This is a genomic window from Clostridium sp. YIM B02569 (genome assembly GCF_022320765.1).
Lineage (GTDB): Bacteria > Bacillota > Clostridia > Clostridiales > Clostridiaceae > Clostridium > Clostridium beijerinckii.
Window position 1 is genome coordinate 67894 of record NZ_JAKJJX010000003.1, and the last position, 12795, is coordinate 80688.

Sequence of the window (12795 nt, forward strand, 5' to 3'; positions counted from 1 at the left end):
AGTTCTTAAATATATGTTATCATTTTATATGTATATATTTTAAATTCGAAGCATTGGAAGGAGATTTTATGATTAAATTAGTTGTAACAGATATGGATGGAACTTTACTAGACGAGAATGGTCACTTACCAGATGGATTTACTGATATCTTGGACCGTTTAAGAGCAAAAAACATAAAACTTGTTGCTGCTAGCGGAAGACCTTATTATACGCTACAAACTAACTTTGGCCCTGTAGGAAGATATTTATCTTTTATTTGTGAGAATGGAGCTTTAGTTGTTGATAATAATGAGATAATTTATAAAAGTGTTTTAGCTAAAGATATGGTTCAAAATGTAATCAGTGAAGCTAAAAAAGTTAAAGCAAATGCATTAGTAGTATGCTCTCCAAATTGTGCATATATTGAAAATTATTCTGAAGAATATTTGACTGAAATAAAGAAATATTATACAACATTAGAAATTGTAGATGATTTAAGTAAAATTGATGATGATATAATTAAAATTAGTATTTGTAATTTGGAAGGCACTAATAATATAACTGACAGTGAATTAACCAATGATCTTAATATAGTTTCAACAGCTGCAATTTGGACTGATATTTCAAATAAAGGCGTTAACAAAGGTGTTGCTTTAAAGAGTCTTATGGATACTGATAATATATCAAAAGAAGAAACTATGGTATTCGGAGATTATTACAATGATATAGAAATGCTTGCTGAAGCTGAGTATAGCTTTGTAATGGAAAATTCTCCAGAAGACATGAAGCAATATGGTAAATACATAGCTGCAAGTAATGTAGAACATGGAGTTTTAAGAGCAATTCTTGAATATGCTCTTTAAGCACAATCATAAGGTATTGTGAATCACTAGATACCTAAAGTTATATATATAAATACCGAAAGGAAGATCATGCATTTGTTCGGGTTACTGAGAATTTAGCTGTGAATTTCTAATAGTAGAAGTCGTACCCATTTCTGCATGCTCCTGTGGTAAAACACAGAACAAGCAAAAATGGAACAGCTTCTACTGAAGAAATGTCTACAGCTAAATTCTCTATGTAACACCTCCACAAAAGCAGGACCTTCCTTTCTGGTATATTCCATAATTAAAAATATATGTTTTTCTTTATGTTCGGTATCTATGTCATAAATAATCAAATGTATGGGTGAAGTACTTAAAGTGATATCAAAACAAAGAAATAGAATACATATATGTGAAGTCAGGCATTGAAAAATGAGCTGTTGGTATGTCTTAATGGGACGTTGTTCCATTTTGCTTGTCCAAATAAATTTGGAGCACGCATAAATGGGCACCACGTCACATTTAGACATACCTAGCGAAGTTTTTCTAGTGCTGCGGAACATATATGTATTCTATTTCGGGTGTTTGTCGCTTCACTTTAAGTTCTGCACAATACATTATAACAAACTCATTTGCTGTACTTCTGTTTCTTTGAATGAAGATATGCTGACTCCAATCAGCCTTACTTCTTCTTTCAATTGCTCACTATCTAATAGCTCTTCTGCAACTTTATATATTTCAAGCTGAGTGCCAATATAATAATTTAATGTTTTACTTCTTGTATGATTTTCAAAATCCTTAGTTTTAAATTTAAGTGTTACAGTTTTTCCACTAACATTTTTTCTATTTAAAATCTCTTCAATTTCAAAAGAAAATTCTTTAATGTATTCTCTCAATTCTTCTTTATTTTTAGTATCGAATTTTAAAGTCCTTTCTTTTCCTATAGATTTCCTTTCACGAATTAACTCAACTTTTCTACCATCAATTCCTCTTATTCTATCGTATATCTCAATACCATTCTTGCCTAGATACTCTATATAAAATTCTTTTGGCATCTTATATAATTCTTCAATATAATATATCCCCATATTATTTAGCTTTGCTACTGATACTTTACCTAAACCATGAACCTTAGATATAGGAAGAGGAAATAATATATCAGGAATCATTTCCTTTCTTATTTCTTTAATTCCATTTGGTTTATTCCATTCTGAAGCAAGCTTTGCTAAGAATTTATTATAAGATATACCAATAGATAAAGTTAAACCAACTTCCTTAAATACTCTATTTTTAATATACCTTGCTGCTTCGATTCCATCTTTTATTTTTCCTTGGGACAAATCTAAGAAACCTTCATCAATAGATACAGGTTCTACTAGTGGCGTAACTTCATTAAATATTTCAAATATCTCCTGAGATGCTTTAGCATACTTTCCATATCTCCCAGATACAAATATTCCATTCGGACATTTTTCTCTAGCCATGAACATGGGCATAGCCGAATGAACGCCGTATTTTCTTGCTTCATAAGAACAAGTTGATACTACTCCCCTTTCACTTATTCCACCTACTATAACAGGCTTACCTTTAAGTTCTGGATTGTCTCTTTGCTCAACAGATGCAAAAAAAGCATCCATATCTACATGCAGTATTACATTATCCATTTTTCTAAAATCACCTCTTTATGATTAACTAATTTTTAATATTTAATTTATCATGCTTATAGATAAACCAGCTAAGACCTGAACTTATGCATATAACTCACCGAAATGAATAACATACTTCTGTTCCAGTTTGGATATATTTCATGATATTAAATCTAGTTTATCTATAAACAAATTGCACTCGTTTTTTATATAACTTATAAAAAAAATATGTACATTATTATACATAATATTCTATAAGTATTTTAACATACAAATCATTAACTAATGAAACAATAAAATATGATATAAACCTTACATTTATATTAATTACTATACATATTAAAAAACTATCTAATTTTATTTGACATATGGTATAATAATAAAGTATTTTAAGTATAATAGCGTTATTAGCGATATTTTTATGTAAAGGAGTAATTATTATGGGTCTTAAAGAAAAAATAGGTAGTAAATTCAGTAACTATTTCCAAAATGCTTATATGGAAAAGTATGGTGACAGAATTACAAGCATATCTGGAACTGTTTTATCTGTAAAGCTTATTGAAAAAAGTTATGTTATCTTCAATAGATTAATGGTTGAAATGGTTATAAAGCCTGAAGTTGGAAAAAAAGTTGTTAAGTGTTGGTATAAAAAGAATAGATGGTTTAAAAAACCTGAATTCATTGCTGTTAAGCAAGGTAACAAAGTTATTGTTATGGGTGTTACAGGTGATAAGGATAGTAAGAAGGAAAATTCTCAGGAAGTTCAAATATTTAACCTATTAAATCTTACAACTAAGAAAGACTTAGTGCCAATAGATCATAGCCAAATAAAAAAATCACGTCAACAAGCAAACAATATGATGAGAAGATAAAAAAAAGGGCTAAGCCCTTTTTTTATTTTGTCTTTATTAATAAATATACACTGTTAATAAATGCTATTATCCCTGAAAAGAATAGGACTATAAGCCATTGATTAATAGATAATGCTACTGTATGAAATATATTTTGTAAAAATGGTACATATAAAACTGAGCACATTAGTGATATAGATATTAAAACTGCTCCAACTAAATAAGGATTTGTAAATAATTTAATTTGGAATATGGAGTATCTTTCTGATCTACATTCAAATACGTGTATTAATTGGGATAAAACTAATGTACATAATGCTAAAGTTCTGCATGTTTCCAAATTCATTTTGTAGTATCTTCCTACCATGAATGATAGTAAAGTACATAATCCTATTAATGTTCCTCTTATTACTATTTTTTCAACTAATCCTCTTGCAAATATGCTTTCCTTTTTTTCTCTTGGAGATTGTCTCATTATATCTTGCTCTGGTGGATCAACACCTAACGCTATTGCTGGAAGACCATCTGTAGCTAGATTTACAAGTAATATTTGTATTGGGCTTAATGGATTAGGTAAATAGAACAAAGTAGCTAAAAACATTGTTAATACTTCTCCAAGGTTACAAGATAGTAAATATCTTATAAATTTTCTTATGTTATCATATATTATTCTTCCTTCTTCTACAGCTGCAACTATAGTTGAGAAATTATCATCCATAAGAATCATAGATGATGCTTCCTTCGTTACATCTGTACCCGAAATTCCCATTGCAACTCCTATATCTGATTCCTTAATAGCAGGTGCATCATTTACACCATCGCCTGTCATTGCAACGATATTTCCTTTTTTCTTAAAAGCCCTTACAATTCTTAACTTATGGTTAGGTGAAACCCGCGCAAAAACTCTTACTTTTTTTATTCTTCCTTCTAACTCTAAATCACTTATAGCCTCGATTTCATCACCTGTCATTACCTGATCTGCTGTATTACATATGTTCAAAGATTTTGCTATTGCAAGTGCAGTATTTTGATGATCTCCTGTTATCATTATAGGTTTTATTCCTGCAAGTTTACATTTTAAAACTGCATCTCTAGCTTCTTCTCTTGGTGGATCAATACTTCCTGCTATACCTATAAAAATTAAATTCTGTTCTAACTTATCACTTTTTGTTAGATTATCTTCCTTATATGCTGCTGCTATACATCTAAGTGCTCTAGATGACATTGCCGTAATAAAATCACTAACTTGCTTTTTCTTTTGATATGTGAATGGTTTTATTTTGTTATTTTCTAGTATAAATTCACATCTATCTATTACTCTCTCAGGAGCTCCCTTAACATAACAATTTTCCTTAGTTCCTTCCTTAACTATAACAGACATCATCTTTCTGTTTGAATCAAATGGTATATCATATACTCTATCTGCATCATTTACAAAATCCTCTAGATCATTAACGTCATTAAAGAACATATTTATTAGTGCAGTTTCAGTTGGATCACCATGAAGTGCTTCACTCATTTTTTTCTTTGTAAAATCATAATTACAGTCATTACAATATACAAGAGCTTTCATGAACTTTGTATAATTACTTAACTTTTCTTTTTCAAGTTCATGAATTCTGCCATTTAAATATACCTCTTTTACAGTCATCTTATTTTGAGTTAATGTTCCTGTCTTATCAGAACATATTACAGATGTACATCCTAGTGTCTCTACAGCTGGAAGTTTTCTTACGAGCGCATTTTTCTTAAGCATTCTAGACACACCTAGAGCTAGTGAAACAGTAACAATTGCAGCTAAACCTTCTGGAATTGCAGCAACTGCCAAGCTAACGCCAAGTAAGAACATCTCTGTTATATCATTTCCTCTAATTATTCCCATTGCAGTAACAATTGCACATATTACAAGGCAAATTACAACTAGGACTTTCCCTAGAGAGTCTAATCTTTTATTTAAAGGGGATTTTTCTTCTTCAATATTTTGAATTAGGTCTGCAATCTTCCCCATTTCAGTATTCATTCCTATGCAATCAACTTTAAATAATCCTTTTCCTTTTACTACAGTAGTTCCCATAAATCCTTCGTTATTCTTCTTTGTCTTTTTACCATCAGCTTTATATGGATTGGCTTCTTTGTTTACACCAACTGACTCACCTGTTAATAGTGATTCATCAACGACTACTGATGAACTTTCTATAAAGAATCCGTCAGCAGGTATCCTATCTCCAGCCTCCAAAATAACAATATCCCCTATTGTTAAGTAGATAGAATTTATAATCTGTATACTTGAATCCCTCAAGACTTTACATGTAGGTGCCGCTAATTCTTTCAGCGCTTCTAAAGATTTCTCTGTTTTAAATTCTTGGACAAATCCTAGTATTGCATTAATAACTATTATTATGAGTATTGTAATGGCATCTGCCTTATCTCCAATTATCCCGGAAATTATAGTAGATGCAATTAACACCCAAACAATGAAGTCATTAAATTGAGATAGAAATATTTTGAATGCTGATGCTTTATTATGGTGCTTCAATTCATTAAGTCCAAAGTTCTTAATCCTCTTTTCCGCTTCCTTAGTGCTAAGACCAGATGTCAACTCTTTTTCCTGTACCACAACTTTTCCTCCTAAATATAGAACTTTATATAATATATATATTTTCCATTACAAAAGTTATGCACATTAAAAAAAAAAGTGCGTCAGCACTTATAAAATCTTTCCACATTAAAAAATAAAAGTGCGCAGCACTTATAAATTCCTATCACCTAAAAAAAATAAAAGTGCGTAAGCACTTATTAAAATCTTTCTACATTTTAATAAAATACTTTAGCACTTTTATTAGTTCTTTTCCATATTAAATAAGAATCTTTTGGAACATGCTAAATATAAAAATAGATAAAAGAATCACAATCCACTATATTGATTCCCAGGTATTTCATACCTAGATTCCCAACCTAAAGTATAAAATATATTTTTAATTATGGTACACATCAGAAATGAAGGTCATGCTTTTGTGGAGGTGTTACATAGAGGATTTAGCTGTAGACATTTCTTCAGTAGAAGTTGTTCCGTTTTTGCTTGTCCTGTGCTTTGTCACAGGAGCATGCAGAGATGGGTACAACTTTCTACTGTTAGAAATTCACAACTAACTCCTCAGTAACCCGAAGAAATGCATGACCTTCATTTCGGCATTTACATATGTAACTTTATTCTTATTTTAGGTATCTAGTGCACAATACCTTTATTGTTTTAAAAAAAGAAAAAATCCCCTAAAGGATTTTTTCTTCTTTAAATTTATTTCATTGAGTTAACTACATTTGTAAGTGGTGGTATTACCTGTTTCTTTCTTGATAGAACTCCTGGCAAAAATGCCATTGAATCTACTAATTCAATATTAAATGTCTTTTCAACATAATCATGTCTTTCACCAGCAACTAAAACTTGTGAACCTTCTTTTAATATATCTGTTAAAAGTAACATTACTACAGAATAGCCCTTGATATCTGCTTCGCTCTTCATGTAACTTAACATTTCATCTTTTAGTGGCATAAATCCATCGATGTCCATTGTGTTTACTTGAGCTACTCCAACTCTTGATTCTCCCATATTAAAAGGCTTAAAGTCTTGATTAAATATTTGAGATACAGTCTTTCCTTTTAAAGAAGTTCCAGCTTTAAACATTTCTTTTGCAAATTCTTCTAAACTTGAAATGCCAGCTATCTTAGCTAACTTATGACATATGTCTTTATCTTGTTCTGTACAAGTTGGACTCTTGAATAATAAAGTATCTGAAATTATTGCACCACACAATAATCCAGCAACTTCTTTAGGTGGTGTTATATTACGTTCAAAAAAGCTTTTTCCAACTATAGTTGAAGAGCTTCCTAGTGGTTCATTTCTAAAGAATATAGGGTTACTTGTTTGTATATCAGCAACTCTATGGTGGTCTATAATTTCAAGTACTTCAGCATCTTCTAATCCATCAACTGATTGGCCTCTTTCATTATGGTCTACTTGAATAACTTTTTTCTTATGCTTTGAAATAAGGTGATATCTTGAGACTGTTCCTATTACTCTTCCATCTTCATCAGTTACAGGATAGCTATGATATCTAGTTTCAGCCATAATATCTTTGATATCATCAACTAAATCGTCTTTAGAAAATGATATTAAATCTTTAGTAGCCATAACATGACTTACAGGTATACTTTGAATTAATAATCTTGAAGCTGTGAAAGAATCATGAGGCGTACTTATTATAGTAACTCCTTTTTCTTTAGCTTTAGAAAGTAAATTTTCAGCAAGCTTATGTGCTCCTGTAATTATTATTAATGATGTATTTATATCAATTAAAGCTTCTTGTACATCTGGTCTATCTCCTACAATAGCAATATCACCTTTATCTACAATTTCTTTTAAACTGTCTGGCTGCATTGCTGTAACAGCAATTTTCCCTTGGAATGTCTTACAGTTCTCATTTATATATACACTAGTAGCAGAAAGCGTATCTAATATATTCTCAATTGATGTATTACTTTTTCCTAATATATTATTATCCCATATATCCATAAATGATGAAGTTAAGTTTGAAATCGAAAGAATCCCCACTAATCTACTATCATTTCCAACTACAGGTAGTGATTTCAAATGATTGTCTCTCATTATATTCCATGCTGCTTTTAAAGAAATATTAGAAGTTATTGGCCCAATTGTATCAATATCTAAATCTTCTACTTTTAATCTAACTGTTTCTAAAAGTCTTGGAGCCTTAACGCCAAAATAATCTAATATAAATTGTGTTTCTGCATTTACATTTCCTAATCTCACAGGTATAGCCGGAATATTACCAGTCTTATTTTTAAACTCTGCGTAACCATATGCAGCACAAATAGAGTCTGAATCAGGATTTTTATGTCCAGTTACGTAAACTACATTTTCCAAAATAATTCCTCCTAAATTTTTTGTTTTACTTTAGTACATTAGGCACATAAAAATAATGAATTTGTTATTTTTTTGATTGTGCCTTATATAAATTGACATATTAGAACAAGTATATTACTTAATTCACACATATTTATTTTACTTATAAAGTTAATTATTGTAAAGCGTTAATTGTATTTACAATATTATTTACAAAAAAATACTCTGCGAATAACTTTCTGCAAACTAAAAAAATTAGATATAATTGTTGAATATATTGGAAATTATACTCTTCCTCTTCAGCAAACATATATCTAATTTATCTAAAACTCATATTATTCTTATTTTAATTATCTCATATTATTTATCATACTCCAAAGATCATCCGCTGTAGTTACAGCCTTTGAACTAAGTTGAAAAGCTCTTTGTGTAAGTACTATATCAGAAAATGTCTCGCCTGCATCTACATTTGAACCTTCTAACATACCTTGTTCTATATTATAGTTACTACTTAGTGCAACTTGTGCATCTGAACTTGGAACAAAATAACTATTTCCTATAGGTATAAAGCTCTTATCACCTATAGCTGTAAAGACAGGAATTGTACCTATTTTAGTTGCTTGTCCATCAACTTCCATAGATATTCCGCCCTCTTTATCTATAGACATCTTCTCCCTATCTAACGCTGGATTTCCCTCTGAAAATCCATTCTCATATTGAACATAAACTTTAGTTCCATTTGAGTCTACTAAAGCTCCATTCGAATCTATTTTAAAATTACCATCTCTAGTATATACTATGCTTCCATCTTCCTTTGAAAGTGCAAAATATCCTTTTCCATCTATAGCAAGATCTGTTTTTTGACCTGTTGTTAAGAGATTCCCTTGCTTGTTATTAGCATAATTTACTCCTAATTTAACTCCAGTTCCAGTAATCGCCTTTTTTTCCACAAGTGGTGTTCCTCTTCTATCCAGTGATTCAGTTAACAAATCTTTAAAGTTAACATCTGTACTCTTATAACCTGTTGTTGAAATATTAACTAGGTCATTAGAAAGATAATCTAGCTTCTCTTGATACGCATTCATTCCACTCTTTGCTGTAGCAAAAATATTAAACATAATTTTCCTCCTTTACATTAGGCAAAATCAATAAATTTCTCTTAACCACTTTGAACATTTTATTTTCTCTAATTTGCCTTATCCTATTATACTCGACCTAATTCACTTGCCGCCTTTTGTACTGTTTCATCCTGCATTTTTACAAACTTTTGGTTTGTTTCAAATTGTCTTTTTATTTCCATAAGTTTTACTAGTTCTGTTGATGGATCAACATTTGAGCTTTCAAGAAAGTTCTGTCTTACATTTACCTTTGCATTATAAATAGGGTTATCCATAGTGCTATAGTTATCACCAATTGGTTCTAAATTATTATAATTTTGAAAGTCTGCTGTTAATAACTTATCTGCTGCTCCAACTCCATCGATATTAATATTGTTATCAGCGTCTATTGAAAACTTTGAATCGCCAACATATATTGGTTCTCTTGCACCTGTAGAGTTATTTATTCCTAATACTTGTGATCCATCGTTTGTTATTAGATATCCTTGATTATTGATCTTGAAATTTCCGTCTCTTGTATAAACTTCTTTATTTCCATTTTGAGCCACAAAAAAGCCTCTACCATCTATAGCAAAATCTGTCATGCTATCTGTTGATTTAAATGCTCCTTGTGTAAAAACTGTTTCAACATCATTAACTTTTACACCCATATTTAAATTTCCAATGTCATTTTTAACGTATTTATCTCCTACAAGCTTTTGTCTGTTAGATATCATCACATCTTCAAAGCTACTTTTTGTAAGCTCACGTTTTTTATATCCTGTATTATTAACATTAGCTATATTATTAGTTACTACTTCCTGATCATTTTGAAGCGCTATTAATCCTGAAACAGAAGTATAGAATCCTCTTATCACTTTAATTGTCCCCTTTCAAAATAGATTTACGTTCGCTTTCATAAATCATACCTAAAGCTCTAGCCTTTTCCTCTATCTGGCTATCCGAAAGACTAGCAGTATATTTATATCCAAACATAAATATAACTCCTAAAACCAATCCTATCCCTATACCCAATAAGATCTTCCTATCCATGAGAAATATAAATTTATTTTTTATTTTTTGAATAAGCCTTTTACTAATAATACTTCCCCCTTACTCACAGATAATTCGCGACATATTTCATCTTCTGTTAACCCTGCATTTAAAAGTCTTTTTATGCTCTGAGTCTTGTTACTATCCGCACTTTCTGAAAAATTAATTTCAGATATCACTCCAATTTCTTCGTCTATATCAGTATCTGTTAAAGATTCAGTATATTCTTCATCTAGATCCATTATACTATCATCCACAATGTACAGCCTTTTAGATTTTTTATGATCTTCTCTATCTTCGCCATAATTTATACTGTCATCTATATCATATTTATCTAGAAAATCTTCAATTTCTAGATCTTCTTTATTTTCGTATCCTTCTTCACCATTCTTAAGCTCTTTTAAATCACTTTTTATTTTAATAATTTCTTCCTGTAATTCAGTTAGACTTTCTGCAATATCTCTTCTTAAAAGTCCTATTTCCATTTTGTAATCATTTAATTCCTCTTTACTATCTTGTAACACACTTTGAAATGATATATTTAATGCATCATTTTCTTTATTTATATTATTTTCTCTCTTGATAACACGATAATTATAAACTATTAAACTGAATCCTATTATCAGTAATATTAATGGCATAAAACACCTCTGTTCAATGCACAATGCTCAATGCACAATGCTCAATTATTAGTTCGAAATTTATAATTTTTAGGTCACACTTCGAAAATACATTTCATTTTTTAATCAAATAACAAAAATTAATACTCTAAATCAGAAGGGTAATTCCAACTTTTTATATTCCAGTGCTTAAATTTTTAACGATTATCTACAACTCACAATCTCTTTTAACCTAATCAACACATATATCTTTGTCCAATCTTAATTATGCAATTTGAATTGTAAATTGTGCACTGTGAATTATATATTAATCAATATAATGCAATTTTCTCATGCACTCTCTCAAGCTACTAATAGCTCTACTATGTAATTGGCAAACTCTAGATTCGGAAACGCTTAATACTGTTCCTATCTCTTTTAAAGTTAATCCCTCATAATAATAAAGATTTAATACTATTCTATCTTTTTCTTTAAGGAGATCAATTGCCTTTGTTAAAATCTCTAATTGCTCCTTATCTTGTAAGTAAGCATCAGGACTTGGACTATTTTTATCTTCTATAATTCCAATAAGGTTTACATCCTCATCATCTGAAAAAATTACATTTTCCAGTGATACCATCGAAATATAATTTATGTAATTTTCAATTTCTCCTACTTCACTTATAGATATCCCAAGATATTTTGCAATCTCATCATTAGTAGGTTCCCTTAATAGTTCTAGCTGCAATGTATCTATGGCTTTATTGTATCTATTCAGTTTGTCCATTGCCCCTTTAGATATAGGTCTATTTTTCCTCAGCTCATCTATCATAGCACCTTTTATTCTTATAGACGCATATGATGAAAATTTCATTCCTTTCGTATTGTCAAACTTATTTAACGCATCCATAAGCCCAACCATACCGTAACTAACTAAGTCCTCATATTCCATGTATTTGTTCTTTCCAAACATAACCCTCGAGGCAATATACTTTACTAACGGGATATATTCTTGTATTATCTGCTCTTTTCCATCAACGTCTTTTAATGCGTGCATATCCTTATTACCTCCCCATAAACTCATTTCTCAATTTATATTCGCAAACTCTTTCAATTTTTACTTTTAAGCCATTAGAACAAAACTGGCCTTAAAAATCAAAAATTTAATTCACTAAATTTACATATTAGCTCTTTGCCTTCTCATTATTTCGAAAAGCTCTTGAATCATTTTTTCACTTTGAGCTGGAGTAATATCAATAAATCTTAATCCACACAATTTTTCTTTATCTGGAGTGTTTTCAATTCTTACAATATCACACTTAATTTCGACTTCAATTTTGCTTAATTTTAAGCTAACCAAGATCAAATCTTCTTTATCAATTTCTTCATTTATTTTAAATTTTAATCCGCCAGCACTTAAATCAACCATTAATCCATCTTTATAAGGTATCTTAGGAATATCTTCTTCATCGATTCCAGTAATCTTTTTATATTTAACTGGATTTAATAACCCAACTCTGAAAAAATTCCTTCTTTGTATTTTTACAATATTAAATGGTGTTGAGATTTTATAATATATTATGCTTCCTTCTTTACCTCTTGAAATCACTTCGCATGAAAAATTAAAGCATCCATTTTCATTTAAGTAAGTATTCAATTCGATCTTTTCCCCTGAATGAAGCATTAAATAATCACCGTCACAAACGGGAACATTCATTTTTAAAAAGTCATCCTCTACATCCATTATTAGAGCTTTATATGCTTTTTCTCCAATTATTACTTCCACTCTATCATTAACTTTTAAGTTAAAATTAAGCACCTTAAA

General features: G+C 30.1%; 11 protein-coding genes. 2 read left to right on the forward strand and 9 right to left on the reverse strand.

All coding sequences use genetic code 11. The annotated features are described in order from the left end of the window. The first annotated feature begins 68 nt into the window (after positions 1-68). Complete coding sequence (locus L3B96_RS03235) at positions 69-842, forward strand: HAD family hydrolase (protein WP_077831474.1); 774 nt, start codon at positions 69-71, stop codon at positions 840-842. A gap of 109 nt (positions 843-951) precedes the next feature. On the opposite strand, the gene L3B96_RS27155 is transcribed toward L3B96_RS03235, so the two are convergent. Both L3B96_RS27155 and L3B96_RS03240 read right to left on the reverse strand, forming a co-directional pair. After that, on the reverse strand, positions 952-1074 hold the full coding sequence (locus L3B96_RS27155) for a hypothetical protein (RefSeq protein ID WP_275297082.1): 123 nt from the start codon (positions 1072-1074) through the stop codon (positions 952-954). A gap of 346 nt (positions 1075-1420) precedes the next feature. Then, positions 1421-2467 carry a DNA polymerase IV gene (locus tag L3B96_RS03240; RefSeq protein WP_238858827.1) on the reverse strand — a complete coding sequence of 349 codons (1047 nt, stop codon included), beginning with the start codon at positions 2465-2467 and terminating at the stop codon, positions 1421-1423. Positions 2468-2889: 422 nt separating this feature from the next. Here L3B96_RS03240 and L3B96_RS03245 point away from each other — a divergent pair, with 422 nt between their 5' ends. Continuing rightward, positions 2890-3321, forward strand: coding sequence for a hypothetical protein (locus L3B96_RS03245; protein WP_012060399.1), 432 nt, complete (start codon positions 2890-2892; stop codon positions 3319-3321). A 22-nt stretch (positions 3322-3343) separates the two neighbouring features. Here the strand turns inward: L3B96_RS03245 and L3B96_RS03250 are convergent, their stop codons facing one another. From L3B96_RS03250 to L3B96_RS03280, 7 genes are all read right to left on the reverse strand, one after another. Then, positions 3344-5917, reverse strand: a complete 2574-nt coding sequence (locus tag L3B96_RS03250) for a calcium-translocating P-type ATPase, SERCA-type (RefSeq protein WP_238858828.1) — start codon at positions 5915-5917, stop codon at positions 3344-3346. A gap of 678 nt (positions 5918-6595) precedes the next feature. After that, complete coding sequence (locus tag L3B96_RS03255; protein ID WP_238858829.1) at positions 6596-8242, reverse strand: putative manganese-dependent inorganic diphosphatase; 1647 nt, start codon at positions 8240-8242, stop codon at positions 6596-6598. A gap of 329 nt (positions 8243-8571) precedes the next feature. Then, positions 8572-9339, reverse strand: coding sequence for a flagellar basal-body rod protein FlgG (locus L3B96_RS03260; RefSeq protein ID WP_238858830.1), 768 nt, complete (start codon positions 9337-9339; stop codon positions 8572-8574). 86 nt (positions 9340-9425) lie between these two features. Continuing rightward, positions 9426-10196 (reverse strand): flagellar basal-body rod protein FlgG, encoded by a 771-nt coding sequence (locus tag L3B96_RS03265; protein ID WP_017211350.1) that lies wholly within the window; start codon positions 10194-10196, stop codon positions 9426-9428. A gap of 195 nt (positions 10197-10391) precedes the next feature. After that, positions 10392-11012 (reverse strand): hypothetical protein, encoded by a 621-nt coding sequence (locus L3B96_RS03270; protein WP_017211348.1) that lies wholly within the window; start codon positions 11010-11012, stop codon positions 10392-10394. A gap of 286 nt (positions 11013-11298) precedes the next feature. Further along, positions 11299-12027, reverse strand: a complete 729-nt coding sequence (locus L3B96_RS03275; RefSeq protein ID WP_017211347.1) for a FliA/WhiG family RNA polymerase sigma factor — start codon at positions 12025-12027, stop codon at positions 11299-11301. A 120-nt stretch (positions 12028-12147) separates the two neighbouring features. Then, complete coding sequence (locus L3B96_RS03280) at positions 12148-12789, reverse strand: PilZ domain-containing protein (RefSeq protein ID WP_238858831.1); 642 nt, start codon at positions 12787-12789, stop codon at positions 12148-12150. Between the last annotated feature and the right edge of the window lie 6 nt (positions 12790-12795).

What these genes read in the sequence shown, in the direction of transcription:
- L3B96_RS03235 (WP_077831474.1), top strand. Translation starts at nt 69, where the DNA reads ATGATTAAATTAGTTGTAACAGATATGGATGGAACTTTACTAGACGAG.
- L3B96_RS03240 (WP_238858827.1), bottom strand. Translation starts at nt 2,467, where the DNA reads ATGGATAATGTAATACTGCATGTAGATATGGATGCTTTTTTTGCATCT.
- L3B96_RS03245 (WP_012060399.1), top strand. Translation starts at nt 2,890, where the DNA reads ATGGGTCTTAAAGAAAAAATAGGTAGTAAATTCAGTAACTATTTCCAA.
- L3B96_RS03260 (WP_238858830.1), bottom strand. Translation starts at nt 9,339, where the DNA reads ATGTTTAATATTTTTGCTACAGCAAAGAGTGGAATGAATGCGTATCAA.
- L3B96_RS03270 (WP_017211348.1), bottom strand. Translation starts at nt 11,012, where the DNA reads ATGCCATTAATATTACTGATAATAGGATTCAGTTTAATAGTTTATAAT.
- L3B96_RS03275 (WP_017211347.1), bottom strand. Translation starts at nt 12,027, where the DNA reads ATGCACGCATTAAAAGACGTTGATGGAAAAGAGCAGATAATACAAGAA.